This window comes from Sulfuricaulis sp., assembly GCF_041499725.1.
GTDB lineage: Bacteria > Pseudomonadota > Gammaproteobacteria > Acidiferrobacterales > Sulfurifustaceae > Sulfuricaulis.
Genome location: NZ_JBGQKW010000021.1, coordinates 1 through 24,671, shown reverse-complemented (window position 1 = coordinate 24,671; position 24,671 = coordinate 1). Strand labels below are relative to the sequence as shown.

Here is a 24,671-nt window from a genome sequence, read left to right as displayed (position 1 = left end):
TCAATTCATTGGCTCGATCTCGTAGCGCACCCACAGATGATGCTCGCCACCCGGCGCGATGGTCACGACGTCGTCCGCGGCGTTGGCGCTTTCCACGCACAGCATATTAAGGTAACCGTTCTCGCCGAAGTCGCCCATCTTAACCGACTTCTCGATCCACGGGTTCCATACCACTGTTGAATGACTGCCGCGTTTGCGGATACGGATGCTGCGCTTCAGATCAGGGTCGTCGATCAGGCAATCCACGCTGGAATCGAGATAAATACGATCGGTCTCGGCGCCGATCGTCACCGGTCCGGTTTGCTGCTTGCGTTGGCCGCCGTCCATCTTGTCGAGGTAGGGACAATCCTCCAGACCCCGGATTGTCACCCGGCGCACGTCACTCACCTCAAAATACGTATGCAGGGCATCGCCGATGGTAATGGCACTGCGGTCGGCGTTACGCGTCACGAGGTCGATCTCGAGCGTCGCGCCCACGGTGATGTGGCTTTCGAGCAGCGTGGCGTGCGGCCACTGGGTGCGGGTGGCCTCGCTCTGGATGAGGCGAAAATCGAGACGCGTAGCACTCTCCGCCAGGGTTTGAGCGCCGATCACTTCCCACGGCACGGTGCGCGCGAATCCGTGCGCCGGCAGCGCGGCGGTCGCATGCGGACCGAACCACGGCCAGCAAACCGGCACGCCACCGCGGATCGATTTGCCGGGCGCGAATTTGGCGGCGCGCGAAAGCCAGATCACCGGCTTCTGCCCGCGCGGTGCCCAGCTCATCACATGCGCGCCTTGCAGCACAATGGTGGCGCTGCCCTGGGAATTGGTCACTTCCACCACGGCCAACCCGCCGGGACCCGGCTTGAATATCACCTGGCCGGAAAGGCCGAAACGCGCGTTCAACGCTGAAAAATCGGTCATGCTCCAAAATCCTCTAGAGTGTGTGTTTCTTTAATTTATTAAATCTCCGTCACGCCACCGGATTCTCGAGCGTACCGATAGGGTCGATGGTGATCGCGACCACGTCGCCCTTCTTCAGAAATATGGGCGGTTTGAAGCCCATGCCGACTCCGGCGGGCGTCCCGGTGGCGATGACATCGCCCGGCGCGAGCGTCAGGGTGCGCGAGAGCGTTTCGATCAATGTCGGGATATCGAAGATCAGTCCCGAGACCGGCGCGTCCTGGCGCAGTTCACCGTTCACCCGTGTCTGCACGCGCAGTGTTCCCGCGTCGGGCATTTCGTCGGCGGTCGCGATCGCCGGCCCCATGGGGCAGAAACCGTCCAGGCTCTTGCCGAGGAACCACTGCTGGTGACGGCGCTGCAAGGCGCGCGAAGTGACGTCGTTGACGATGGTGTAACCGTACACATGGCGCATCGCGTTCGCGCGCGCGATGCCGCGCCCGCCGGGGCCGATCACCACCGCGAGCTCGCCTTCGTAATCGGTCGTATGCGTGGGATCGAGCCAAGCCGGGATCGGCTCATTCGGTCCAATCACCGACGAAGTTGCCTTGGTGAAAATAATCGGCAGCTCCGGAATGGCCTCGGCGCCACCGCCCTTCAAATCCGTCGACTGCAGTTCCTGCGCGTGCTCGCGATAGTTCTTGCCGACGCAGAAAATATTGCGCGCGGGCTTCGGGATCGGCGCCATCAACCGGACTTGCGCCAGCGGCAACCGCCCCGTCCGACTCGCCATCGCGCGCCGCGCTTCGGCCAGTCCCGACTCACCGAGCGCAATGAATGCCAGCATGTCCGGCGGCAGTCCCGGCGCCGCACGGGAAAGATCGACGACCTCGTCACGTGCGTGATCGAGGATACCGAGCCGGTTCTTTCCACTTTCTATAAATGTAACAAGGAGCATGGATGAACGACAGATTCAGTGGTTCAGAGAATACGCCGAAATATGCGCCAGTACTAATCGGCGGTTGCCGCCATACAGGTCCTGGACAAACTTCCGCAGTGAAAATGCGGTGGCTTATCCCGCTTCTTTTGTGGCTTGCGCTATTTCCTTTTCCCGTGTCGCTTCGGCGACACGGCTACCCTCGAATTTCGACAACAGCTCGTAGACACACGGCACCACGAACAGGGTCAATAGCGTCGACACGAAGACGCCGCCGATGACTGCTATCGCCATGGGCGCGCGCAGCTCGGCGCCAGGCCCGAGGGCAAGCGCCAGTGGCAAAGCCGCGGCCATGGTAGCGATCGAGGTCATCAGGATCGGGCGCAGGCGGATCGGGCAGGCCTCGATCAGCGCATTGCGCACGGACACCTCGCCACGCGCGCGCACCTGGTTGGTAAAGTCCACCAGCAGAATGGAGTTCTTCTTGACGATGCCCATCAGCAGGATCAGGCCGATGAAGCTGAAAATATTGAGCGAGTGGCCGAACGCGAGCAGCGTGAGGAATGCGCCGGACATGCTGAACGGCAGCGCCATCAGCACCGTGACCGGATGGACGAAGCTGTTGAACTGCGAGGCCAGCACCATGTAGGCCACGATCACGCCGAGCAGCAACACGAACCACAGCGAGGCGAACGATTCCTGGAACGACTGCGACCCACCGACGAAGCGCAACTTGTAGTCCTTCGGCAGCACTTCGCGCGCGATCGCCTCGGCCCGCGCCAGCGCTTCCTGCTGGGACTTGCCGGCCTGGACGTTGGCGAAGATCTTAATCGCGCGCTCGCGATCGTTGCGGTTGATCTGCGCCAGGCTCTTGGCCTCGCGGATCTGCACCACCTCCGAAAGCGGGATCAGCTCGCCGCGGTTGTTGCGCACGTACAGGCGCTTGATCTGGTCGATGCGGTCGATATCCTGGTCGCGCAGCCGCACGCGCACGTCGTAGCGATGGCTCTCGGAGGAGTACTGCCCGGCAACGACCCCACCGACCATGGCATTGACCGTCTGCGAGATCGCATGGATGCTCACGCCGCGCGCGGCGGCGCGCTCGCGGTCCGGGATCACTTGAATTTCCGGCTTGCCGAGCAGGTAGTCACTGTCGGTATCGGTAACCAGACCGGTGGCGTTGAGTTTCGAAATGATCGTTTCGGAGTACTCGACGAGCTTGTCCCAGTTGCGCCCCTGCACGGCGAACTCCACCGGGAAGCCACGCGAGGCCGTGAAGCCGCGCTGCGACAGGTCTTGTATCGAGACCTTGAGCCCGATCTTACGTAGCGCGTCGCGCGTCACCGTCATCAGCTCCTGCTGCGACAGCTCGTGACCGGCCTGCGGGTCCATGCCGCGCGCGCCCTTCGGTTTCATGCTGATGAAGAAGTTCATCAGGTTCGACTGCCCGCCGGTGCCGAATCCACCCACGGCGAGCATGTAGCGGTGCACCTCCGGCCGTGAGGCGAAGAACTTCTCGGCGTCACGCGCCACCGAGTCGGTGAACTCCATCGAGGATTCGATCGGTGTTTGCGCGCGCACGACGAAGGTGCTCTGATCCTGCACCGGCATGAACTCCTTGTTGATGTAGTTGAGCGTGCCGAACGACAGCACGAAGAACACCAGCGACGCGCCGATTATCTTCCACGGATGCCCGAGCGCGACCGCGAGCAGCCGGCGGTACAGCGCGGCCACGGCGCAAAACGTGAAATCCGCCGCGCGCCCCATGCGCGTCGTACGGCTCCCGGCCTCGACGAACTGTGAGGCACGCATGGGCGTGAGCGTCAGCGCCTCGAGCAGCGACAGCAGCACGGCGACGGTCATGGTGATGCCGAATTGGAAGAAGAACTTGCCGATGACGCCGCTCATGAACGCTACCGGCAGGAAGATCGCGACCACGGCCAGCGTCGCCGCGATCGCGGCAAAGGTTATCTGGAGCGAGCCCTTGAGCGCCGCTTCCACGCGGTTTTCTCCTTGCTCGCGGTGGCGCACGATGTTCTCCAGCACCATGATGGCATCGTCCACGACGATGCCGATGGCGAGGCTCAGACCCAGCAGCGTGAAGGTGTTGAGCGTGAAACCGAAAAAGTACAGGACGATAAAGGTGCCGATGATCGATGTCGGGATCGCGAGGATGACGTTCAGCGTCGCGGTCCAGCTGCCGAGGAACAGCCAGCACACGAACGCGGTGGCCAGCGCCGACAGCACCAGCGCCAGCTTGAACTCGTCCACCGAGTCCTCGATGAACTTGGTGGTGTCGAAATTCACGGCGATCTTCATGCCTTCCGGCAACTGTTTGGCGACCTCGGCCATGCGCTGCTTGACGCCCTGCGCCACGGCCACGGTATTCGACCCGCGTTGCTTGCGGATGCCGATGCCGACCGCGCGCACGCCGTTGGCGCGCGAGATGCGGCGGATGTCGTCCAGCCCGTCCTCGACGGTCGCCACCTGGTTCAGCTCGATGCGCGAGTAGATCGGCAGACCGCCGCGCTGGTTGATGGCGATTTTCTCGAACTCCTGCGCGGTCTTCGCCTCGCCGAGCGTGCGCACGTCGTACTCCTTGTGCCCGGTAGTGATCTGACCGGCGGGCAGCTCCGAGTGCTCGCTCTGGATTGCATTCAAGACGTCCGTCACCGCCAGCTGGTAGCGGTTGAGCGCCTGCCCCGCGACCCAGACGCGCAAGTTAGGTTCAACGTAGCCGCCGAGCGTGATCTCACCGACACCGGTCACCGACGAGAACCGGTCCTTGAGCGTGTCCTTCACGTAGCGCATCAGCTCGCGCAGCGAGTGGCGCTCGCTGGTGACCGACATCCACAGGATCGGCTGGTCTTCGGGATTGGTCTTGCTGATGACCGGCGGATCGATGTCGCTCGGCAGGAAACGCTGCGCACCCGCGACCTTGTTCTGCACCTCCTGCAGCGCGTCGGCGATGTTGCGGGAGAGTTCGAACTCGACACTGATGGTGGCGGCGGCGTAGCGCGAGGTCGAGGTCACGCTGCGCACGCCCTCCACCGTCATGACCGCGTCCTCGATGACGTCCACGACGTTGGTCTCGATGACCTCCGGCGCGGCGCCCGGGTAGTCCACACTCACCGTGACCACCGGGAAATCCACGTCCGGCAGCTGGCTGATGCCCATGCGCGAGGCCGAGATCCCGCCGAACAGGATCAGCGCCGTCATCAGCATCCAGGCGAAGACGGGGCGGCGAATGGCGATTTCGGGAAGCATCATGGCGCGGGTCCTTGAGGCGGGGCCGGGCGGCGGACGACCGCCGCTTCCAATCTGAGATAGTCGAGCTTTTCGGTAAAGCGTGCGCGATCCAGCGCCCGCTGATTCTGCTGGTAAGCGGTCAGCGCCTGCAGCACATCCAGATTGGTAACGAGACCCAGACGGTAGTCATGCCGCTGGGCTTCGTAGTTTTTGCGGGCGGACTCCGTTGCCTTTTCCAGCGCGTCCAGTTGCAACCTGTCGAACACGACGCTTTGATAGATCGAACGGATTTCCTGCTCCGCCTGACGGCGCACCTGGCTCACGCTGAGCTCGGCCTGCGTGCGCTGCGACACCGCCTCGCTCACCTTGGATTGCAGCAGACCGCCGGCATAGATCGGCACCGTCAGCGCGACCCCGACATCCCAGTTGGAATCCTTGAGGTTTCCCGTGCGCTCCAAGTAGCGGTTGGCGTTCAAATCGAGCGACGGAAGATTGGCGCCTCTGGCCACCGTCGTATTCTCCTGCGCGGCTGACAAACGCTGCTGGCTTGCCTTCACGTCCGGGCGCATCTCCAGCTGCGCCAGATAATCGTCAAGCGGCTCCAGGGTCGCCGGCAGGTCCTCGGTGTCGCGCAACGGGGTCGTGGGCGCCAGCCCGCTGAGAAACGCGAACGCCTCGCGCGCCGTGCCGAGCTGGCTTTGCAGCTGTTCCACCTGGGCGCGCAAGGTGTTGATGGTACTTTGGACGGACAGCACCTCGCTGATCCGCGAACGGCCGATACGCACACGCCCGTTGAGTTCCTTCTCGCGATCGATATTCTGGTTGATTTCCTCGCTGAAGTTTTTCAGATCCTGCTCGATCGACAATACGATGTAAAAATTCTGCACGACATCGTTAAAAAGCTGCGTGCGCGCATTGAGGTAGTCTTGGTTCTGCGCGCCCACAAGGGCTTTCGTTTGCCGCAGGCCGGCGAATTCGCGGAAACCGCGAAACAACGGCTGCGTCGCCGTCAACTTGGCGACCGACTGCCGATTCGGTGAAGACGCATTGGGAAGATCGCCCGCGGGGATGGGATCCTGCCGCGCATAAGAGGCGACGCCGTTAACGGTGGGAAACAGCGCGGAATCCGCCTGTTTGTAATGTTCCTCCGCTTGGCGGATCAATTCGCCTTGGGTGGCCACTACCTCGCTGCGTTTCAGCGCCGCGGCGAAATACTCGTCCAGCGTCAGCGCCTCCGCGGCATGGGCGGGCCTGACTGTCGCGACGGTCGACACAACAATCCCGACGGCCAGCGCGATCGTTATGGCATAGTTACGTTTCACCAGTGAATTCCTTGCGTCGCCCGCTGGCCCAACCCTTTCCTCGTCGGCGAGGCGGATCGACTGGTCCATGATCCAACGAGTGAACACATCAGCCGCCATTGCATGCCATAGGAGCATGGCGGATGATTATATCTATCAATTCATTTCCGTGCCTATCAAAGCTCACGGTTCGCAGGCACTCTAACCTGGAGTGCGGAACGAAGACGAATGGACTCAGCGAGGCGGTGGCGGCGGAGGCGGAGGCGTATAGCGCGGTGACGCGTAGCCCGGAATCTGGTTGCCCTTGGCGTACATGCATTGCTGGTAGGCGATGTCGTATCGACGCTGCAGCGTTATGGTACTTTGGTTCGCGGCGTTCGCGCCGGCCGCGGAACCGACAATCAGACCCGCGCCCGCCATGGGTCCGGCGGGACTGTCGTGACCGTTCCCCATGAGCGCGCCGGACGCCGCGCCCAGCGCCGCGCCAGCCGCCGCTCCCGTCACCACCTGCTCCCGCGCCACGTCGTTCGGATTCACGCCAATCTGTTGGCGCGCGAATTCCTTGCAAATGGCATTGTCGGCATTGAACTGATCAAACGGCTTGCCGGGTCCGGGCATGACCGCGACACTCGGTCCTTCCGGGATCGACGCGCATCCGGCCAATACTACCGCCAGTGACGCACCCAGTATGGTCTTGCCGAGATTCATCGCCACTCTCCTCTCATTGCGTCGGCACGCCGGCCGGGGTGGCTGGCACCATTCTCCAGCCCGCCGGGCAGGATGGCGCATAGGGGTAATACGCCTTGGCGGCATCGCAGTAATACCAGTATTGCGACGGTGGCGGTGTACTCGGCGTCGGCTGAGTCGGCTGAACGATTACGACCGGAGGCGGTGTGTAGGGATCGGGATAACCGGCGACCCGCTGCGGGTAGAAGTACCACAGACCGGCGACCACCCACCACCAGCCGAGCCGACCATCATGGTAGCCGTGGTCCCAATGGCCGCCACGCCAGCGTGGCAGATCGTGTTGGTGAAAACTTCGAATATCCCCGTGCCAGCCGCCGCGATCATCGTGGCGGTCGCCGCGGCCCCGGTCGTCGCGGTCGGCGTAGGCGGACATGGGCGCCGCGGCCACCAGGGTGGAAAAAGCCAGTATCAAGCTGATTGTCCTTGTCATCTTCATTAGCGTTTCCTCGAATTACGGGTTTGCTCCGTAGATCAGAGAAACAACGCCGCTCCCGGCGACGGGTTGACAGACATGTCGCTTCTGCCTGGAGGATTTAAAGCAACTCGTACGTTGCAATCCGACTCGGCACCGCACAAGATCGCGGATCGTTACTGTGGGAGAGGTATTTCGATATATTTCGTGGAATCCGTTACGCCGTCTCCGCTAGCCAGGCCTCGAGCTCCGGGCGCAGTTCCTCGAGCGGGCGGCAACCGTTAGTCAGCAGCTTGCGGCCGGATTCGGCCTGCAACACGATCGTGGGAAAGCCGCGCACACCGGCCTCGCGCGTGATCCGGAAATGCGCGCGCGTCTTGTGCTTGACGTCCTCGGATTCGAAGCGCTCCAGGAACCTGGGCTTGTCTATATTATGTTGCGCGGCCAGTTCAGCGAGCGTCCCGGTCTGGGTCACGTCCTGTCCCTGGGTGTAAAACGCCGCCTGCACCGATTTGAAATAGGGGAAGGTCGCCTCCGGGTTGATCCCGGCCACGGCGATCACCGCGCGGCTGGCCGGCTCGGTGTCGTACACGAAACCCTCGGGCATCGCGCCCTCGAAGGCAAACGGCTGGCCCGTCATCTTATGCACGTCCTGCCAATGGTGCAGCGTTTCCTTGCGGAATATGGGCGTCACCGGCTCGGTCGTTCCCGGCCGCAGGCCGCCCAGCATCAGGGCGATCTTCAGCCGGTCCGAGTAGCTCTCCTTGATGGCGCTGATCGCCGGCGTGAACCCCCAGCACCAGGAGCACATGGGATCGGCGAAATACCACAAGATTCGTTCCTGCGCCATAAGACCACTCCTTGGCGTGCGCGTTGGCGAGATAGCCTACGCTCGCCTCAGCTGTTTATGAAACCTGCCGTCCCTGCACCGGATCAAAGATATTCCCAGTCGCGGAACACCACCGCCTGACCGCCCGGCGCGCCGCGCGCCTCGACCACGTTCCATACCGTGGCGCGCCGGATGCGGAAACGGCGACCGCTGGTGGAAATGCGTATGCCGCTATAGTCGTCGATGAAGCCGTGTTGGTTCACCCGCGCCAGAAGTTGCGCCCGCTCCTCGCGCAATACCGGCTCCGCCGACAGGCGCGAAGGCATGGACGTGAAATCCGCCCAGGTGGTTTCGAACAGCGTGAGTGCCGCGCGGTTGGCGTAATTGAAAACCGGGTCCACTTCGGCGCCGTGCGAGGCCGTCACGAACGGCGCTTCATACAGCGCCCGCGCCTGCTCGACCGGAGATAATTCGGGATCCACCAGATCGCGGCCGGTCCAGCGGCGGTAGCTTTCAATCAACTGGCGCGCGTGAACGGAGAGATATTCATTGTTCTCCTGTGGTGCTTCCATACCGTCATCCCGGTACGCGTCGAACGTCAAAACAGGCCGTCACTCGCCTTCGCCTTTCCAGTTCTCATCCTTGCCCTTCTTCGGCATGCGCTGGCGCCACAGCCAGTACAGCGCCAGGCCGGTGAGTACGACGTTTAAGACAATTCCCACCACAAAGAATGTCTTCATGACTCACGGATCCGATTCAATGAAATTTAACCGCCGGCGGCCATATGATACTCGAGCGATCAAGCGATGACCGCGCCGCTTCTCAGCCGCCACTCAAATATACCAGAAGCATTTCCCTGAATTTACCCAACTGTGCCGGTTCATCATCCGGAACCGTCCAGAACACTATAGAGAGGGAAGCCTTCCGTGGTCAAATCATACACCGGTGGCGAAAAATCCAACTTACCGCGGTTCTCCAGAAAATCCGAAAGCATTAAGAACCGCATCGGCAATACGCCGTTGCACGCGTCTGCCTCGGCAAAAGCGAGGTTGCTGAACTCTGAAGATTCATCCACAAAGCCCGTCGCACGTCTTCCCTCGTCTTCGACGTTGGTTTATTTCCGAACGTGATATCGGTCATGGGGAATATTTCAGCGACCTGACGGGTATTGCATTGTAAGTACGAAATGTATGTCGTACGAGATTCATCCGAAATGTTCTTTGTTTACTAACCAATGAGGAGATTGACCATGACCAAGCCACGTAATGTACTGACAGCCGCGCTGTTTGCGCTTGTCACCGCCAATGCGTATGTTTTCTTCACGCAATCCGCCAGCGCGGAGTCCGCCGACGGGAATTCCGCCAGTTGCAGCAACAACGTCAAGACGAACGACTTCAACAAGATCTCACCGCAGGATTACTTCGAGATGTACCAGAGCGGTTAGTCTGCGCTGACGTTTTGTTCGCTGTGAAGGGACAACCTCCGGCAGGTCCGGAGGTTGTCTTTTTTTATGCGCGCTATGAGCGCGGAGGGGTGAATGCGCGGCTGGGATTCTACGGGCGTCAGCCCGGATGCGGCGCCGTCGACACCGAAAGTTCACCGGCAAATTGCGTCAATTCCGCTTCGTTGAGATCGGAGACTACCCAGAATTCCATTCCTCCGTGAGCCCAGTGCAGCAGATTGTAGCCCTGACGCGACAGCGCATGCTGTTTCTGTTCGTGTGCATCCGCGCTCGGCCAGACAAAGAGATTGATCACGTGCTGGCGGTGACGGTAAACCAGGGCCGCCACGGGGCGATCGTCCAGGTAATCGAGCCGGCCACCAATCAGCGGAAAGCCCTGCGCGGTCAGATCGTTGACGGGCGGCGAGTAATCGAGCTTGCCGTTGAACCAAGGCTTGACCGTATGCTGATCGGAGGACGCGACGTCCGAGAGATGATTCACCATGAGCGAACGGACGTGACTCGAAACGACGTCATTCTCCAGACGATCCTGCGGCGTCGGGAGGACGATGTAAAGCGCAACGCTCACGCTCAACACCACGGCCGCGGCGACGGCGAGGCCGGCATTCCACTGGCTGCGCCCGCGCGCGCGTGGGCGGGTCGTTCCGTTTGTTTGGGCACGGATGGCGAAACGCAGACGCTCGCGCAACTCCGGCGGCGCGCGATGATAACTGGCGTCGCGTCTCAAGGTTGAACGCAATGCGCGCTGCCGGTCATATAGATCGCGGCAGGCGGCGCAGGACTGCAAGTGCTTGTCGACGTCGACGACCCGCAACAGGTCGAGCTCCTGGTCGATGTAGAAATGCACGAGGTCTTTGGCTTCTACGCAATCCACGTCATGACTCCTGCACGAACTCCTGAAGATGTTTAGACAAAAGTTTCCGGGCGCGCGACAGGCGCGACATCACCGTGCCCAGGGGTACGCCGGTAACGGCGGCGATCTCCCGATACGACAGGTCCTCGAGTTCCTTCAGCACGATCGCCTCGCGAAATTCCTCCGGCAATCGTTCGAGCGCCCGGTTCAGCATGGCTTTGTCGTCTTCCCGCCGCATGAGCTTCTCCGGGCCCTCTTCGGACAGCTCGACGGCGGCAAGCACGGCGTCCGCTTCTCCCGCGTCGAGCAGCTCATCGAGCGACACGTTGGCGTGAAACCCGCGGTTCTGCTGAAGCCAGGTGTAACAAGTGTTGCGCACGATGGCGAGCAGCCAGGAGCGCGCATTGTCCCCGTGAAAACCGCCAAAAAACTTGAAGGCGCGTAAATAGGCTTCCTGCACCACGTCTTGCGCATCGTGATCATTGCGCGTGAGCCAGCGCGCCAGGTTGTAGGCGGCATCGAGGTGCGGCAACGCCAATTCCTCGAAACGTTGGGCATGGGGTTTCTCAGCCAATTCTCGGATCCTTGGATCATCCTTCAATGGTCAATACCGTCTTTGACCGTGGTTTATTCCCATAAAAAAGACCACCGGCGGGAATATTTCGCCAACCCGGCCGGTATTGCCTGTGAGAAGTACACCACCTTACCGCAACCTGAGGAGAAGAGCATGAAAATCAACAGACGTGACTTCATGAGACTGGCCGGGCTTGGCGGCATCGTATTCGCCTCTGGCCTCGGCCGAACGGCCTCCGCCGCCTACGGCACGGGTGCCGCCGCCGAGGACTTCTATTTCGTCCAATTATCCGATTGCCATTGGGGTTTCGAGGGCCCACCCAATCCCGACGCGAAGGGAACGCTAAAAAAGGCGGTTGCGGCGGTTAACGGTCTGGCGGAACAGCCCGACTTCATCGTGTTCACCGGCGATCTGACCCATACCACGGATGACCCGAAGGAGCGGAGAAAACGCCTGGCGGAGTTTCGCGATATCGTTGCCGACCTGAAAGTGAAGGACGTCCGCTTCATGCCCGGCGAGCACGACGCTTCATTGGACAAAGGCGAGGCATACCAGGAATTTTTCGGCAGAACGCATTACACCTTCGACCATAAAGGCGTGCATTTCATCGTTCTGGATAACGTCTCCGACCCGGCGGCCAATATCGGCGAAGCGCAACTCCAATGGCTCGCCGCCGATCTCAAACAGTTGCCCAAGGATGCGAACATCGTGGTGTTCACGCACCGGCCCCTGTTCGACCTCTATCCGCAATGGGACTGGGCCACCCGCGATGGCGCCAAGGCGGTGGAATTGCTGATGCCGCACCCGAATGTCACCGTGTTTTACGGACACATCCACCAGGAAAACCATCATATGACCGGCCATATTGCCCACCATTCCGCAAAATCCCTGATGTTTCCCCTGCCCGCGCCCGGTTCGCAGCCCAAACGCACGCCGCTGCCGTGGGATGCGGCGCATCCCTACCAAGGACTGGGTTATCGCCGCGTCGAGGCGGAAGTCAAAAAGGACGAATACGTCATTACCGAATTGCCGGTACAGAAAGGATAGCGCCATGAACTCCAACAGTCGCGCAGCTGTCATCGCCATTGCTTTCTTTATCGGCCTGGGTGCCGGCGCGGCGCACGTGGCCGCGCAACCCGCCGAGCAGGTCATCAAGATCACGGCGAAGAAGTTCGACTACACCCCGAACCACATCACGCTCAAGAAGGGTGAGCCGGTGATATTGGAGTTCACGACCGAGGACGTCCTCATGGGGTTCAGCGTAACGGACTTGGGGGTGCGCGCCGATATCGTTCCCGGGAAAGTCACTCGCCTGCGTATCGTGCCCGACAAGGCGGGAACCTTCACTTTCTTCTGTGACATCTTTTGCGGATCAGGGCATGAAGACATGACGGGAACCATCACGGTTGTCGAGTAAAGTTGTCGAGTGAAATAGGGTGCTTCTGAAAGAACTCCCAGATCACATCGGTAGCGATGATCTTATCGGAGGATTTTCCGATGACCCGTTCCGGCAGGTGGCTCATGCCGCCCGGCCAGAAATGCCCCATGCCGGCAACGGTATAAAAAACCACCTCGGCATTTTCATGGCAGGCGGTGTAGGCGACGCCCTGGACGCCGTCCTTATCGTGAATCACGCCCGGCGCGGGCGCACAGCCGAGCATCTTCACCCACTTCTGGATGAACTCCCGCACCGGCGGTTTCTTGCCCATCGGGCGCGCGCCGATACTGATGTCGCCACCGTCGATCGGGTTGAGCGGGTCCTGGGTGCCGGTGATATAGAGCAGCGAGACGGGACGGGTGGGCGCGGGTTGTTCCAACCAGTCGCTGCCCGCGACGGGCGCGATCGCGGCCAGGCGCGCGGAAAGTTCTCGTCCCGCGCGAAAGGTCATGGAAGCGCCGTTGGAAAAGCCGGTGGCATAGATCCGACGCGGATCCACGCGGAACCGGACGGTCAGGTCGTCAAGGAGGGAATTAATGAAATTGACATCATCGATGTTCTTTTGCGCGGCTCCCAGTACCGAACGCGCCGACCCATCGTTCCAGCTCTGTGGATTGGACACGAAGCTGGCGCGTCGCGTGGGATCGCGCGGCACGCCTTCCGGGTACACCACGAGGAATTTTTCTTTATCCGCCTTGTCAGACCAGCTCGTCTCTTGCATCGCTCCGCGCGCCTTGCCTCCGCCGCCATGAAACATGATGACGACGGGAACCGGGGTTTTCCCGTCATAACCGGCCGGCACATGCACGATGTAACGCCGCTTCAGGCCGTCTACAGTAAGCTCAATCGAGTTATCGCCCGAATGCATTTTCGTGGGCTTCGTGGACGCTGCCTGGCCCGTGGCTCCGGTCGCGCCGCCGAGCAGGATTATTGTTCCTAACAATACCGGTAGCTTGGTCCTTATGCTGAGATGCATCGTGTTCCTAATAAAATTCCTCACACAACCGCGCCGAACAAATGACCAACACCCGCCGTCAGCGCCATGGCGATGGCGCCCCAGAACGTAACGCGTACCGCGCCGGTCACGACCGGCGCGCCGCCGGTGTAGGCCGCCAGGGTGCCCAGCAGCGCCAGGAATACCAGCGACGTTCCGGCAACGACAGGAATCAAATAAGTGACCGGAGAAATGACGACCGTCAGCAGCGGCAGAGCGGCGCCCACGGCGAAGGTGACGGCCGAGGTCAGCGCCGCCTGGATCGGGCGGACGGTGATCATCTCCGAGATGCCGAGTTCATCGCGCGCATGCGCCGCCAGCGGATCCTTGGCCATCATCTGTACGGCGACCTGCTTGGCGAGTTCGGGATCGAGCCCGCGATCGACGTAGATGGCCGCCAGTTCCTCGTGCTCGTGGTCGTTATCCGCGGCGAGCTCCCCGCGCTCGCGATCGAGGTCCGCCTTCTCGGTGTCCGACTGGGAGCTGACCGACACATACTCACCCGCGGCCATGGACATGGCGCCGGCGACCAGGCCGGCGACTCCAGCCACCAACACCGCGCCGTGGGTCGCGTCCGCGGCGGCCACGCCCACTACCAGGCTTGCCGTCGACACGATGCCGTCATTCGCGCCCAGCACGGCGGCGCGCAGCCAGCCTATGTGTTGCGTGCGGTGCCGTTCCCGATGAAATAGAGGCATTCTTTTTTTCCTTGCGGTACGCAGCGAACAGCATAAAGCGCCGCGGCACCTGACTAGTGATCAGAGTACATTCAATCCTTTTCGCTCCGGAGAGCATGGCCCGTTTTAGATTTCTTATCAATTATCTTCAGCCGGCCTCGATCAGTTGTCGGGCTTTTTTCTGACGCGCTGATGCTGAACAGCCACCATCTCGCGCCGTGGCGTCCGCCGCGGGGCTGCCTGTCGAAATAGATCTTCATCGTATCGTTGGCGGTGGTGGTTATCTCGAACCAATGCTTGCGGACGTACAGTTCGGGACTGCCGTGGCGGCACTTGCCGGTGTCGCGCCAAGAGCGCAGCACGGCCGCAACCGCGATGGTCCGGCCACGCCACACGAACTCGCGCGGGAGTCCGGGCTCCCCGACCGCCATGCGCGCGGTATCGTACGTCTTCGCGACGGGTTGGATGGCTTCACTGATGAATCGCTCGGGCATGGTCATTGCCCTGTTTACTCCGCGAAATCGAGCCGATCCTGCACCGCCTTGATGCCGGCCGCGGCACAGGCCTCGTCCTTTTCGGCGCCGGGCGCGCCGCTCACCCCCACCGCGCCGATCAACGAACCTCCGGCGCGGATCGGCAGAGCGCCCGCCATCAGTATTACACCCGATATCTCGTTCAGCTCGGCGCGGATGTCGGAGCGATTCTTGCGCAACTCGCCCGAACCGATGCCCGAGAGGATGACCGCATTGGCCTTGCGTTCGGCGATCTCGGTGGCAAAACGGGCCACGTAGACATCGCGCAACACCACCTGCGGCACGGCGGCACGATCCACCACGACGACCGCCACCTGGTAACCCTGTTTGCGGCAGGTCTCCAGCGTATGGTTGGCGATATCGCGCGCGAGGTCGAGCGTCATCAGTTTGACGTTCAGCACATCCGCCGCCTGGATCGGAAAGGATAGAATGAAACCCAACAGCACGGGGAAGAGCCGTTTCATGCGCATGATGATATCTCCGAAGAATAATAATGCCAGGGGGAACGGAAACCGACACTATATATATAAGCGTTACACCGGCTTGAGCTTGTCGATCCCACTGATGTCGCACGGCGTTAGCATGAAATCCGGTATTTTCCCTTCCTGTATCAGGCTAATCTGCCTGCGCCAACTGGCGACAGTTGCCCATGGCCACGACGATAGCTCGATAGTCCCTGGCTAAGGTATCTCTAATTAAGTCCTTCGTGGCGAGCCTGGTTCGACTGGCTCTCCACAGGCTTCGACCGTTCGCACTGAGTCTGTCGATGCGCGAACGGCTCAGGACGAACGGCATACTTAATCAGAGCTTCCCTAAAGGACATTATGAGCAAAATAGTGGTCTAATGAATAATCAGTTTCTCAGGCGTCGCAGCGAAGAATCGGGTTATGCGTATATATATAGTGAGTGTCATCGCGGCCGTGGTGCTCGGCGGCTGCGCCAGCGTGGTGCCGGAGGCCATCCGCACCGCGGCGCCGGGCAACGTGCAGATCGCGCAGGTGCGCGAACAGCCACAGCAGTTTCGCGACACGGTCGTGCGCTGGGGCGGTAACATCGTCAGCACCCGCAATGAGCGCGACCACACGGTATTGGAAATTGTCGGACGCGATCTGGATGACGAAGGCCGGCCGCGGCAAGAAGACCGCAGCCTGGGCCGTTTTCTCGCGAAGGTTCAGGGCTTCCTCGATCCCGCGATCTACAAACCGGAACGCGAGGTGACCGTGCGCGGACGCGTCGAGGGCGCCGTCGAACAAGCGATCGGCGAATTTCGCTACACCTATCCGCTGGTCCGAGCCGATGATGCTTATTTGTGGAAGCCGCGCCCGCCCCCGATGCCGTATCCGTACCGCCCGTATTATTACGATCCGTTTTTTTATAACCCGTGGTATCCGTGGGGTTGGCCATACTATCGGCCGTGGCCCTATTAACCTTGATGAGAAGCATGGAGGAAACACCCATGAGCCGCCGCAATGCATTGGCTGTCTCTTTGTTGATCGGCAGCACGCTCCTCGTGAGCGGCTGCACCACGCCGTATGACATCGGCAGCGCCGACCCCCGCGTCACGCCCGTCGAAGCGGCGAAAGACGTGGCCGGCATGCTCAACCACACCGTAGCCTGGGGCGGCCTGATCGCCGCCGCGAAGAACCTGAAGGACAAGAGCGAGATCGAGGTGGTGGGTTATCCGCTCGATTCAGAGAACCGCCCCAACCGCGACGCCAAGCCGACCGGGCGGTTTCTCGTGATCCAGCCCGGCTATCTCGAGACCGCCGACTATGCGCCCGGCCGGCTGATCACGGTGGTGGGCACCGTGACGGAAACCCGCAGCGGTACGGTGGGTGAGGCAAAATACGTCTACCCTGTCGTGGTGGCGACTAAATTGCAGCTGTGGCCAAAACCATCCGCCGATCGCAGCGAGCCCAGTTTTCACTTCGGCATCGGTGTCGGGATCATTCACTAGTGCCGTTCCAACTTATTTTTCCTGAGTTGAACGGCGAAATTGCCAGCGGTAATGATGGGCGCGCGAGACGGGAGAGTTGCCAAAATTAGTTGGAACGGCACTAGCCGGTAATGAACGGGAGTTCCGTTGGTGACTCTTTTGAATCTTCACACCGCCCTGAGCTTATAAGCGCCGCATACGTCGCACGGTGACAGCTCGTCCGTATCCTCCGCCAGGACAATACGCGTGCGGCAGCCGGTGCATTCATACATGCCGGACGAATATTTCTTCGGCGGTGGAGGTGTGATTTTCGTGATCGTAGGCTCGGCACCGACGTATTCACGACTGCCGCAATTATCGCACGCCGGCAATTCCCGGTACGTCTGCGAAAAGATCGACCCTACCCCGCATTGTTTGCATTCATAGCGGCCGATCGGGTATTCGACGATCGTGCTGACCGTTTCGGCCTCCTTCTTGGCCTCGGCCAGAGCCAGCAACACTTCATCGCCCAGCCGCTTGGCACGCGCCTCGGCGGTCTTCGCCTCCATAATGGCTCTTTTCATTTCCTGGGCCAGCGCCTTGGCCCGCTCTTGTGCCGATGACATCGCGTCTTCCTTGATCGTTCGCTATGTGGTGACTGGTGTCGCCATGTCTAATTGTAGTTAGCCTGAAAGAAAGTGAGGGTTTGGACGAATCGTCGAGGCCGAATCATTTATGGTTCCAGAGACATTAAGCGCCCGCCCTAACGAATCAAGAAAAGACCTAATGAACCTCGGGTTATTCCTCATACCGACCATGACTTGCCCAGGCGAAAACGGAGGCCAGAGGCCCACGTCCGCTCGTCAATGGCTTTCGACACATGGTCGGATGTCCATTAACTGACCGTGCACTGTCATGTCACTATAACAAACGCAGCTTAGGCTGTTGCAATTCTTGCCGCTGACGTGTCGCACCACGGCGTCAAGGAAGAAGCCCATGCTCTCACGACGAGATCTGCCACACGCCAACAGGAGGATGACCATGCGTAAGGAACAAACCACCGATGCCGGTTTTCCCGGAATAGCGTTTGCCACCCTGCCCCATACCGGTGAGACGATCGCGATACGTTACGGCGAACGACTCTACTACCCGGTGAATTCCGCCAAGACCGCGGACGAACTCAATGCGATCTACGGCGTCACCGAGACCCAAGCCAAGACAATATTAGCAAGCATGTTGGCCGATTGGAAAACACCACAGGCAGGCCAGCCAGGTCACGGCACGCTTAGCCGCTCCGCGTAGCTCACAAGCCAGCCAGAAAAATATCCAGCGCTCACGCGCAGGCAAGTCGCGCCGCGGATTTCTCCACGGCAGACATCACCGGCCGATTCCGCGTCGCGATGGCTTTGTCATTTCGCGGATCGCGGCGGGACCGCGTCGACGTTGCCAGTCATGTCCACCGCAACCGTCGGCAAGCGCTGGTGCCGGCTTTCCGTCTCCAGGTGCGGCAGAAAACCGGCGAGCAGGCCGATGACCGGAAGAAACGAACAAACGTGGAAAACATATTGAATGCCGGTCGCGTCGGCAAGCTCCCCGAGCACCGCCGCGCCGATACCCGCCATGCCGAAAGCAAAACCGAAGAACAGGCCGGCGACGGCACCGATCCGGGAAGGCATCAGCTCTTGCGCATAAACCACGATCGCCGGAAACGCGGACGCGAGAATGACGCCGATCGGCACGCTGAGCACGCCGGTCCAGAACAGATTGGCATACGGCAGCAGCAGGGTGAATGGCAGCACCCCGAGGATCGACGCCCAGATCACGGCCTTGCGGCCAAAGCGATCGCCGAGCGAGCCCCCGGCGATGGTGCCGAAGGCGACGGCGCCGAGAAACACGAACAGGTGAACCTGGGCGCTCTGCACCGAAACATGAAACTGGTTGATCAGGTAAAAAGTGTAGTAGCTGGTCATGCTGGCCATGTAAAAGAACTTCGAGAAGATCAACGCAATCAGCACCGCGATGGCCATTCTCACTTTGCCGCGCGGCAGCGCGGCGTGCGCCGCGCCCTTCGTCGTGCGCGACTTCATCCGCGCCAGTCCGTGCCCTTTGTACCAGTGGCCGACGTGAATCAGCAGGAAAATGCCCAGCAAAGCGGCGAGGGAAAACCACGCGACACTCGACTGTCCGTAACGCAACACGACAAACGCGGCGAGTAGCGGACCGATGGCGGCGCCGGCGTTGCCGCCCACCTGAAACACCGATTGCGCCAGCCCATGCTGGCCGCCCGAGGCCATGCGCGCCACGCGCGACGACTCCGGATGAAACACCGATGAACCGGTACCGACCAGCGCCGCGGCCAGCAGCAGCACCGCGTAATTGTGGGCAAACGCCAACAGCACCAACCCGGACAGCGTAAAGCCCATGCCGATTGCCAGCGAGTAGGGCTTCGGCTTGCGATCGATATAGAAACCGATCATCGGCTGCAGCACCGAGGCGGTGAATTGAAACGTAAACGTCAACAAACCGATCTGACCGAAGTCGAGCCCGTAACTGCTCTTCAGCATCGGGTAAATCGCCGGCAGCAGCGACTGCATCATGTCGTTCAACAGATGGCAGACGCTGATGGCGATCAGGATCGAAAATACCGTCTTCCCGGCCGTGGGGTCGGCGTCGCCGGCGGTGGTCGTGTTCACGCGGATTGGCGTTTAGGTGGTTGCGTCAAATCCCAGCGTAGCAAAGCGGAAGTTCCCTGGCCAACACCGTCGCTCGGCAGCGGCGCGGGCTTCTCCAGGGCCGTCTATATTGAATCCCTACTGGCGCGTGAATGATGTTCAAGACAAGGTGGGAATCTATATGTAAAACCTGGACCCCCGCCTTCACGGGGGTGACAACCTTTTTGATTATCATGCCCGCGGAACGCGGTGCAACGGGTTTTGTTGCACCCTGGGTAGCAACAGGGTTGAAATAACAAAAGCCGCCCTTTGGGCGGCTTTTTCTTTATAGCTTGTCTTTCCCGCGAAAGCGGGAATCCAGGCTTTACATATCATCCCCGCGTTAGCGGGGATTCCATCCGTCGGTACTCACGCGCAGGCAACCAGCGCGGGCGCCTCCAGGGCGCGCATGACATTGGCAATGGCCCGCTCCGCGGCCGCGTTCAGCCACTCTATAAGTGTTTTGCATTCGCGGCGCCGGTAAAACTCGATCAGGATCGCGCGCAGGTACTGGCGACTGTGCTCCGGGTGCGTGTTCATGTCGCTCATGAGGTAATGAAACCGGGTGACAAATTCAGCGTCGTCGAAATACGGCGCGAACACGCCGCGGTCGAAAGCCGCCTCCAGTCGCGCGAAAAACGCGCACTGGCCGGTGTACAGCGCCGGCGAGTGGTAAAACTTGTAGGCATGTTCCAGATCGTGCCGGAAAAAGGCAAAGGCATCGGACTTGTTCAGCACCGGTTCGCGCGCACGCGGCCAAATCGTAACCACCGTCACCGCACGCGTACCGCGTGCCTGCCAACGCAGGATATCCCGCGGGCTCGGGATATCCTCTCGCAAGATAAGCGGCCAGGCGCCCCGCAGCCATTGAACCAGCGCGACCGGCACGTTACCGATCACGCCGCGAAACTGATAACGCTCCAGCCAATCGATCAACCGCGCGCGCCGCGTCTCGCTCTGCGGCGCCGCCAGCATTGCCAGCCATTCCTCCGCATCGGGCCGCGGATCGTTCTTGCATTTGCGTGACGCGAACGCCTGGCCGTGCGTCGCGATCTGCCAATGGAGAAAATACAGGGCCGCGAACACCGCCGCGTCGAACTCACCGTTATGCCAGCGCACCGCCAGACCGGGAAGACGGACAGACAATTCCTGCGAAACGTCATTCAGATGCGGCATGCGACAATCTTACCCTAGCCTCTGGTCTTCGTCAGAAACCGGTCCAGCTGATTCGCAAACGCCTGCCGGTCGCTCAGACTGAGCACCGCGGGGCCGCCGGTGTTCACGCCGGTATTGCGCAGCTCGTCCATGAAGTTGCGCATGGTAAGACGCTCGCGGATATTTTCGGTGGTATAAAACTCCCCGCGCGGATTGAGCGCGTGGCCGCCCTTTTCAATGACGAGCGCCGCGAGCGGGATGTCGGCGGTAATCACCAGGTCGCCGGGTTGCAGCTGCTGTACGATCTTGCTATCGGCGACGTCGAAACCGGACGGCACCTGGATGGCTTTGATATAGGGGGATGGCGGCGTGCGCAGCAGTTGGTTCGCCACCAGCGTCAGTGAGACGCGCGCGCGTGTCGCGGCACGAAACAGGATATCCTTAATGACATTCGGGCAGGCGTCGGCGTCGACCCAGATTTTCATCAAATCACTCCAATCCCTGGCGTGGTTGATCTTTGTTTATTTGCTGGTAGAGGACGCAGGTTGTCCCGCGGGGACGGAATTATCCAAAGTCTGTATGCGATCGGCGAAGTAAGCGGTATCGCCGAAGCAACTCGTCGGCAGCCCGCGATGTTCCTCATAATGCAGCACGACACGCTGACCGACCAGCGTGTTGATCTGGGTGACGATGCCCTCGTCGCGCACGGTAAAATCCCAAAGTATCGGAGCGACGCCCGGCACCGTGGTCATCGCCAGCTCGCCTTCGTGCGTCTTGCAAATCCAGCCCTTGCGCGAGAATTTCTGCAGATAACCGGTGCGCTCCCCGTCCGAGTAGCTCCAGTTCAGCGCCAGCATGATATACAACCCCAACAGCACCAGTGCCGCCGCCAGCACGCCGCTCGAAATCATCAGAATCCATCGCATTATTGTCTCCCCGTTTCACGCTTCGTGACGCAGTCACTCGCGGCACCCAGCCACGCCTCCTGGCGACTGCGGACATTTGAGGGTTTACCGGTGTAAATGTCAACGGCCGCCGAACCGGCGGACCGCAAGCCACGTGTGAGTAATTTTGCTCTGGTCGGTTTTCTGGTTCAACGGGTGGTGGTTTGATACAATCGAACTCACATATTAAAAGCGCTCGGAATAACGCGACATCTTGTTCCGGCTCACAGCCGCCACAGCTTACCCGATGAAGAAGTTCGTAACTTTTCTCCTGCTTGTCGCCGGCACGTTCGCCGGCTGCGCCGCCTGGCAAACGCCGCTCGAAACCCCGCACGTGACCCTCACGGACTTACGGATGCTCGATATGACGCTTTTTGAACAGCGCTATGGCCTGAAGATTCGCGTGCAGAATCCCAACCCTGTCGAGCTGCCCATCACCGGGATGAACTTTCAGCTCGACATCAACGACACCGAGCTGGGGCGCGGCGTGAGCGACCAACCGGTTACGGTACCGGCGTATGGAGAGGCCGTGGTTGAAATCAAGCTGACGAGCAATCTTGCCCGAATCCTCGATCAGATTCGCGGACTCGAGAGCGGCAAGGGACAGAGCCTGCGCTATCGCCTGGCGGGCGGCATCAGCGTCGCGAACCACCTGGGCAAACTGCCTTTCGATTACCAGGGCGAGATTGGCCAGCGGCGCTAAGCGCCCGGCTGGGGCCAAATGCCACTTGGCCCGCACGCACAAGGATTTTCAAAAAACTTCCCATTGTGAGCTTTAACGCGGGTTGGCTCCGGCCCGCGGTGAGGATTGCTTCGGTTGTTTCATGACCGTCCGATTCTAGTCAGATGTCATATCTGACCCTGGTGCGATCGCTGAAAGTTCGCCAAGCGACAAATCTTATACGCACGGTACAGCATGCGTCAGCCCCTGCGCACCGCGCGCGCGATCGCCTGTTTCGAGGCACGCATCAGCCGCTTCGTCGCGCGCTGCTCGCTGCGGTGACCGCGGCGATCTTCGTGCGCGAAGCGTTTCTTTTTCGAAACCGAGCCGAAGACTTGACTCCACTTGCCGTTCTTGAAAATGATCTGATAGCCGCCGGCGAGGACCTGGAACGGTTTCGTGACCTTCTTAAGATGGTCGAACGGCACAGACCCTGGCTTGTGGAATGCTTCAAAGTAGGAGGGATAGACAAAGTCGGACATCGAAATGCCCTTGACGCGGAAACTGAGCGCCTCGACCGGATCCGCGCTCTCATACGCGTAGATGACCTTCGGATCGGGGCCCGTGGTCATCAGGTTGATCGCCGGGTCCACCAGCATTTCCACGAGTTCGTGGGACGCCGACACGCTCACCAAGTCATGATTCTCGAGTGTTGTCTTGACGAATACCTTGGACTGGGGCAGGCCATCGGGCGTGAGATCATGATACGCCAGGGCGCCCGGCTGATCGGCATTGTCGAGAAAGACCATCGCCCAGGCGCCTTTCACGAACCCTTTGGACTTGATCAGCTTCGCGGGGGTGCCCCATACCGGCGCCACAAATTTATCCACGTACACCTGCAGGGCGGCGATCAAGGCGTCGAAGTCGACGCCGAGAGCGGTCGTCGCCTTGTTGAAGCACGCGATGGTGGGAACGGCTCCCTGATTGAATGCACCGAATATCGGTCCCGTGTTCTTCATGTTTCCCCCTTCCTTGGGTATTCGGCGGTCCGATTCCGGACGCCAGTATCAGTTAGCCGCCTCCATGGGCCTGGCATACTTCCCGTCGCGCGCCAGGCCGTTCAATTGACAGCGTTTCAGCAGCGACTTCTGCGCGGCGGCCACGTTGCTTTCCTGCCCCTTCCACGCGGCCAGCACCGGCGCTTGCAGCGCCCGCCCGTAAGAGAAACTGACCTGCCAGGGATGCGGGCCCATCGCGTTCATGGCGTTCAGATGGTCGGTGGCGTCTTCCGCGCTCTGCCCGCCGGACAAAAATACAATTCCGGGGACCGCCGCCGGCACGTAACGGGTCAGGCAGCGCATCGTGGCCTCGGCCACCTGTTGCACGCCGGCCTGACGCGCGCACTTCATACCGGCGATCACCATGTTCGGTTTGAGCAACATGCCCTCGAACACCACGCGGTGCGCGTCCAACTCGGCAAACACCGCCTCGAGCACCTGCGACGTTACCGTTTCGCAGCGCTCGATGCCGTGGGCGCCGTCCATGAGCACCTCCGGTTCCACGATCGGCACGAGGTCAATCTCCTGGCACAGCGCGGCGTAACGCGCCAGCCCCTGGGCATTGGCACGAATACCGAACGCTGACGGAACATTGTGCTCGTCGATCTCGATGACTGCGCGCCATTTCGCGAACTTCGCGCCCAGCTGTTTGTACTCGGCGAGACGTTCGCGCAAGCCGTCCAAACCCTCGGCGACTTTGTCGCCGGGGTACAGCGCCAGCGCCTTGGCGCCTTTATCCACCTTGATCCCTGGGGCGATCCCGCGGCTCGACAGCAGCTTGGCAAAGGGGATGCCGTCGCGGGTGCTCTGGCGCAGGGTTTCATCGAAGAGAATAACGCCGCCGATATAGCGTTCGATGCCGTCGGTGGTAAAAAGTATTTCGCGGTAGCGCCGGCGGTTCTCTTCGGTGGACTCGAGCTTGATCGAATCGAAGCGCTTCTTGATCGTGGGGCTGCTTTCATCCGCCGCCAGCACGCCTTTTTGTTTCGCGACAATGGCATTTGCCACGGACTTGAGTTCGTCGATGTTCATTGCTCTGCCCTCCAGCGAGGATGCTCTTCAGTGAGGAGATCAGGCCATCGCCAAGCTACATTTGCGATTTACCATGAGGTGACCCCGATTCTTTTTGGCCGGTCACCACGTTGGCAATGCTGATCGAAACAGACTTGGTGCCCTTCTTAACGGGCGCGCTCACGCCTTCCAGGTCGCCATTTTGCGCGTTAGCCATGCCGGACTTGGAGACACGCGCCACCACGATCACCTCGGGGGCGCTCGACAAGGTCATTCCCTGGCCCATGCCCTGGCTGTCTTCCAGAACGATGGTGGCAGGCAGGTC

The 24,671-nt window shown here is 60.7% G+C and carries 29 protein-coding genes and 1 pseudogene; 7 read left to right on the top strand and 23 right to left on the bottom strand.

All coding sequences use genetic code 11. The features are described from left to right. The 9 genes from ACC569_RS05665 to ACC569_RS05625 all read right to left on the bottom strand — a co-directional run bounded on the left by ACC569_RS05665 (position 1) and on the right by ACC569_RS05625 (position 9,100). The gene (locus ACC569_RS05665; protein ID WP_372522523.1) at positions 1-906 is read right to left on the bottom strand and encodes a D-hexose-6-phosphate mutarotase; all 906 of its coding nucleotides are present in this window, start codon (positions 904-906) and stop codon (positions 1-3) included. Between the two features lie 49 nt (positions 907-955). Further along, a complete protein-coding gene (locus ACC569_RS05660; RefSeq protein WP_372522522.1) occupies positions 956-1,843 on the bottom strand; it encodes a fumarylacetoacetate hydrolase family protein in 888 nt (295 codons plus the stop codon). 114 nt (positions 1,844-1,957) lie between these two features. Next, positions 1,958-5,092 (bottom strand): efflux RND transporter permease subunit, encoded by a 3,135-nt coding sequence (locus tag ACC569_RS05655; protein WP_372522521.1) that lies wholly within the window; start codon positions 5,090-5,092, stop codon positions 1,958-1,960. Then, positions 5,089-6,393 carry a TolC family protein gene (locus ACC569_RS05650; RefSeq protein WP_372522520.1) on the bottom strand — a complete coding sequence of 435 codons (1,305 nt, stop codon included), beginning with the start codon at positions 6,391-6,393 and terminating at the stop codon, positions 5,089-5,091. Before ACC569_RS05650 ends, ACC569_RS05655 begins: the two co-directional genes overlap by 4 nt. Positions 6,394-6,606: 213 nt before the next feature. After that, the gene (locus tag ACC569_RS05645; RefSeq protein WP_372522519.1) at positions 6,607-7,080 is read right to left on the bottom strand and encodes a glycine zipper family protein; all 474 of its coding nucleotides are present in this window, start codon (positions 7,078-7,080) and stop codon (positions 6,607-6,609) included. A gap of 13 nt (positions 7,081-7,093) precedes the next feature. Further along, positions 7,094-7,549 carry a hypothetical protein gene (locus ACC569_RS05640; RefSeq protein ID WP_372522518.1) on the bottom strand — a complete coding sequence of 152 codons (456 nt, stop codon included), beginning with the start codon at positions 7,547-7,549 and terminating at the stop codon, positions 7,094-7,096. A 199-nt stretch (positions 7,550-7,748) separates the two neighbouring features. Beyond that, positions 7,749-8,381, bottom strand: a complete 633-nt coding sequence (locus ACC569_RS05635) for a DsbA family protein (RefSeq protein WP_372522517.1) — start codon at positions 8,379-8,381, stop codon at positions 7,749-7,751. 83 nt (positions 8,382-8,464) lie between these two features. Next, positions 8,465-8,932: an MEKHLA domain-containing protein gene (locus tag ACC569_RS05630; RefSeq protein WP_372522516.1), complete on the bottom strand. Its 468-nt coding sequence runs from the start codon at positions 8,930-8,932 to the stop codon at positions 8,465-8,467. Positions 8,933-8,971: 39 nt separating this feature from the next. Then, complete coding sequence (locus ACC569_RS05625; protein ID WP_372522515.1) at positions 8,972-9,100, bottom strand: hypothetical protein; 129 nt, start codon at positions 9,098-9,100, stop codon at positions 8,972-8,974. 509 nt (positions 9,101-9,609) lie between these two features. Between ACC569_RS05625 and ACC569_RS05620 the strand changes: the two genes are divergently transcribed. Next, positions 9,610-9,804 carry a hypothetical protein gene (locus ACC569_RS05620; protein WP_372522514.1) on the top strand — a complete coding sequence of 65 codons (195 nt, stop codon included), beginning with the start codon at positions 9,610-9,612 and terminating at the stop codon, positions 9,802-9,804. Between the two features lie 118 nt (positions 9,805-9,922). On the opposite strand, the gene ACC569_RS05615 is transcribed toward ACC569_RS05620, so the two are convergent. Continuing rightward, positions 9,923-10,696, bottom strand: a complete 774-nt coding sequence (locus ACC569_RS05615; RefSeq protein WP_372522513.1) for an anti-sigma factor — start codon at positions 10,694-10,696, stop codon at positions 9,923-9,925. 1 nt (position 10,697) lies between these two features. Then, positions 10,698-11,249, bottom strand: a complete 552-nt coding sequence (locus ACC569_RS05610; RefSeq protein ID WP_372522512.1) for a sigma-70 family RNA polymerase sigma factor — start codon at positions 11,247-11,249, stop codon at positions 10,698-10,700. A gap of 153 nt (positions 11,250-11,402) precedes the next feature. Between ACC569_RS05610 and ACC569_RS05605 the strand changes: the two genes are divergently transcribed. Continuing rightward, positions 11,403-12,296: a metallophosphoesterase gene (locus ACC569_RS05605; RefSeq protein ID WP_372522511.1), complete on the top strand. Its 894-nt coding sequence runs from the start codon at positions 11,403-11,405 to the stop codon at positions 12,294-12,296. Between the two features lie 4 nt (positions 12,297-12,300). Then, positions 12,301-12,666 carry a cupredoxin domain-containing protein gene (locus tag ACC569_RS05600; RefSeq protein WP_372522510.1) on the top strand — a complete coding sequence of 122 codons (366 nt, stop codon included), beginning with the start codon at positions 12,301-12,303 and terminating at the stop codon, positions 12,664-12,666. On the opposite strand, the gene ACC569_RS05595 is transcribed toward ACC569_RS05600, so the two are convergent. The 4 genes from ACC569_RS05595 to ACC569_RS05580 form a co-directional block, all read right to left on the bottom strand. Beyond that, a complete protein-coding gene (locus ACC569_RS05595) occupies positions 12,650-13,663 on the bottom strand; it encodes a PHB depolymerase family esterase (protein ID WP_372522509.1) in 1,014 nt (337 codons plus the stop codon). The genes ACC569_RS05600 and ACC569_RS05595 overlap by 17 nt on opposite strands. Before the next feature lie 20 nt (positions 13,664-13,683). Further along, complete coding sequence (locus tag ACC569_RS05590) at positions 13,684-14,379, bottom strand: VIT family protein (protein ID WP_372522508.1); 696 nt, start codon at positions 14,377-14,379, stop codon at positions 13,684-13,686. Positions 14,380-14,450: 71 nt separating this feature from the next. Then, complete coding sequence (locus tag ACC569_RS05585; protein ID WP_372522507.1) at positions 14,451-14,852, bottom strand: DUF6504 family protein; 402 nt, start codon at positions 14,850-14,852, stop codon at positions 14,451-14,453. Positions 14,853-14,866: 14 nt separating this feature from the next. Continuing rightward, complete coding sequence (locus tag ACC569_RS05580) at positions 14,867-15,355, bottom strand: heme-binding protein (RefSeq protein WP_372522506.1); 489 nt, start codon at positions 15,353-15,355, stop codon at positions 14,867-14,869. Between the two features lie 423 nt (positions 15,356-15,778). On the opposite strand from ACC569_RS05580, the gene ACC569_RS05575 reads away from it, so the two are divergent. Both ACC569_RS05575 and ACC569_RS05570 read left to right on the top strand, forming a co-directional pair. Then, positions 15,779-16,318, top strand: a complete 540-nt coding sequence (locus tag ACC569_RS05575; protein ID WP_372522505.1) for a Slp family lipoprotein — start codon at positions 15,779-15,781, stop codon at positions 16,316-16,318. 29 nt (positions 16,319-16,347) lie between these two features. Next, complete coding sequence (locus ACC569_RS05570) at positions 16,348-16,848, top strand: Slp family lipoprotein (RefSeq protein ID WP_372522504.1); 501 nt, start codon at positions 16,348-16,350, stop codon at positions 16,846-16,848. A 146-nt stretch (positions 16,849-16,994) separates the two neighbouring features. On the opposite strand, the gene ACC569_RS05565 is transcribed toward ACC569_RS05570, so the two are convergent. After that, positions 16,995-17,432, bottom strand: a complete 438-nt coding sequence (locus ACC569_RS05565) for a hypothetical protein (RefSeq protein ID WP_372522503.1) — start codon at positions 17,430-17,432, stop codon at positions 16,995-16,997. 415 nt (positions 17,433-17,847) lie between these two features. On the opposite strand from ACC569_RS05565, the gene ACC569_RS05560 reads away from it, so the two are divergent. After that, positions 17,848-18,108: a hypothetical protein gene (locus ACC569_RS05560; RefSeq protein ID WP_372522502.1), complete on the top strand. Its 261-nt coding sequence runs from the start codon at positions 17,848-17,850 to the stop codon at positions 18,106-18,108. 107 nt (positions 18,109-18,215) lie between these two features. Here the strand turns inward: ACC569_RS05560 and ACC569_RS05555 are convergent, their stop codons facing one another. From ACC569_RS05555 to ACC569_RS05540, 4 genes are all read right to left on the bottom strand, one after another. Next, a complete protein-coding gene (locus tag ACC569_RS05555) occupies positions 18,216-19,499 on the bottom strand; it encodes an MFS transporter (protein WP_372522501.1) in 1,284 nt (427 codons plus the stop codon). Between the two features lie 387 nt (positions 19,500-19,886). Beyond that, positions 19,887-20,693 (bottom strand): hypothetical protein, encoded by an 807-nt coding sequence (locus tag ACC569_RS05550; protein WP_372522500.1) that lies wholly within the window; start codon positions 20,691-20,693, stop codon positions 19,887-19,889. 14 nt (positions 20,694-20,707) lie between these two features. Next, entirely contained in the window at positions 20,708-21,157 is a 450-nt protein-coding gene (locus ACC569_RS05545; RefSeq protein ID WP_372522499.1) for a YaiI/YqxD family protein, read from the bottom strand. A gap of 36 nt (positions 21,158-21,193) precedes the next feature. Then, positions 21,194-21,598 carry a hypothetical protein gene (locus ACC569_RS05540; RefSeq protein WP_372522498.1) on the bottom strand — a complete coding sequence of 135 codons (405 nt, stop codon included), beginning with the start codon at positions 21,596-21,598 and terminating at the stop codon, positions 21,194-21,196. A 265-nt stretch (positions 21,599-21,863) separates the two neighbouring features. On the opposite strand from ACC569_RS05540, the gene ACC569_RS05535 reads away from it, so the two are divergent. Next, positions 21,864-22,319 (top strand): LEA type 2 family protein, encoded by a 456-nt coding sequence (locus ACC569_RS05535; protein ID WP_372522497.1) that lies wholly within the window; start codon positions 21,864-21,866, stop codon positions 22,317-22,319. 218 nt (positions 22,320-22,537) lie between these two features. Here ACC569_RS05535 and ACC569_RS05530 read toward each other — a convergent pair whose 3' ends face one another. The 3 genes and pseudogenes from ACC569_RS05530 to ACC569_RS05520 form a co-directional block, all read right to left on the bottom strand. Continuing rightward, on the bottom strand, positions 22,538-23,296 hold the full coding sequence (locus tag ACC569_RS05530; RefSeq protein WP_372522496.1) for a hypothetical protein: 759 nt from the start codon (positions 23,294-23,296) through the stop codon (positions 22,538-22,540). Between the two features lie 48 nt (positions 23,297-23,344). Further along, on the bottom strand, positions 23,345-24,367 hold the full coding sequence (locus ACC569_RS05525; protein WP_372522495.1) for a class I fructose-bisphosphate aldolase: 1,023 nt from the start codon (positions 24,365-24,367) through the stop codon (positions 23,345-23,347). Positions 24,368-24,422: 55 nt separating this feature from the next. Then, positions 24,423-24,671: pseudogene (locus ACC569_RS05520) on the bottom strand (hypothetical protein); the annotation flags it as partial.

Coding starts and splice junctions, on each gene's coding strand:
- ACC569_RS05665 (WP_372522523.1), bottom strand. CDS start 906: ATGACCGATTTTTCAGCGTTGAACGCGCGTTTCGGCCTTTCCGGCCAG.
- ACC569_RS05660 (WP_372522522.1), bottom strand. CDS start 1,843: ATGCTCCTTGTTACATTTATAGAAAGTGGAAAGAACCGGCTCGGTATC.
- ACC569_RS05655 (WP_372522521.1), bottom strand. CDS start 5,092: ATGATGCTTCCCGAAATCGCCATTCGCCGCCCCGTCTTCGCCTGGATG.
- ACC569_RS05645 (WP_372522519.1), bottom strand. CDS start 7,080: ATGAATCTCGGCAAGACCATACTGGGTGCGTCACTGGCGGTAGTATTG.
- ACC569_RS05640 (WP_372522518.1), bottom strand. CDS start 7,549: ATGACAAGGACAATCAGCTTGATACTGGCTTTTTCCACCCTGGTGGCC.
- ACC569_RS05635 (WP_372522517.1), bottom strand. CDS start 8,381: ATGGCGCAGGAACGAATCTTGTGGTATTTCGCCGATCCCATGTGCTCC.
- ACC569_RS05630 (WP_372522516.1), bottom strand. CDS start 8,932: ATGGAAGCACCACAGGAGAACAATGAATATCTCTCCGTTCACGCGCGC.
- ACC569_RS05625 (WP_372522515.1), bottom strand. CDS start 9,100: ATGAAGACATTCTTTGTGGTGGGAATTGTCTTAAACGTCGTACTCACC.
- ACC569_RS05620 (WP_372522514.1), top strand. CDS start 9,610: ATGACCAAGCCACGTAATGTACTGACAGCCGCGCTGTTTGCGCTTGTC.
- ACC569_RS05605 (WP_372522511.1), top strand. CDS start 11,403: ATGAAAATCAACAGACGTGACTTCATGAGACTGGCCGGGCTTGGCGGC.
- ACC569_RS05600 (WP_372522510.1), top strand. CDS start 12,301: ATGAACTCCAACAGTCGCGCAGCTGTCATCGCCATTGCTTTCTTTATC.
- ACC569_RS05595 (WP_372522509.1), bottom strand. CDS start 13,663: ATGCATCTCAGCATAAGGACCAAGCTACCGGTATTGTTAGGAACAATA.
- ACC569_RS05590 (WP_372522508.1), bottom strand. CDS start 14,379: ATGCCTCTATTTCATCGGGAACGGCACCGCACGCAACACATAGGCTGG.
- ACC569_RS05585 (WP_372522507.1), bottom strand. CDS start 14,852: ATGCCCGAGCGATTCATCAGTGAAGCCATCCAACCCGTCGCGAAGACG.
- ACC569_RS05580 (WP_372522506.1), bottom strand. CDS start 15,355: ATGAAACGGCTCTTCCCCGTGCTGTTGGGTTTCATTCTATCCTTTCCG.
- ACC569_RS05575 (WP_372522505.1), top strand. CDS start 15,779: ATGCGTATATATATAGTGAGTGTCATCGCGGCCGTGGTGCTCGGCGGC.
- ACC569_RS05570 (WP_372522504.1), top strand. CDS start 16,348: ATGAGCCGCCGCAATGCATTGGCTGTCTCTTTGTTGATCGGCAGCACG.
- ACC569_RS05565 (WP_372522503.1), bottom strand. CDS start 17,432: ATGTCATCGGCACAAGAGCGGGCCAAGGCGCTGGCCCAGGAAATGAAA.
- ACC569_RS05560 (WP_372522502.1), top strand. CDS start 17,848: ATGCGTAAGGAACAAACCACCGATGCCGGTTTTCCCGGAATAGCGTTT.
- ACC569_RS05550 (WP_372522500.1), bottom strand. CDS start 20,693: ATGCCGCATCTGAATGACGTTTCGCAGGAATTGTCTGTCCGTCTTCCC.
- ACC569_RS05545 (WP_372522499.1), bottom strand. CDS start 21,157: ATGAAAATCTGGGTCGACGCCGACGCCTGCCCGAATGTCATTAAGGAT.
- ACC569_RS05540 (WP_372522498.1), bottom strand. CDS start 21,598: ATGCGATGGATTCTGATGATTTCGAGCGGCGTGCTGGCGGCGGCACTG.
- ACC569_RS05535 (WP_372522497.1), top strand. CDS start 21,864: ATGAAGAAGTTCGTAACTTTTCTCCTGCTTGTCGCCGGCACGTTCGCC.
- ACC569_RS05530 (WP_372522496.1), bottom strand. CDS start 23,296: ATGAAGAACACGGGACCGATATTCGGTGCATTCAATCAGGGAGCCGTT.
- ACC569_RS05525 (WP_372522495.1), bottom strand. CDS start 24,367: ATGAACATCGACGAACTCAAGTCCGTGGCAAATGCCATTGTCGCGAAA.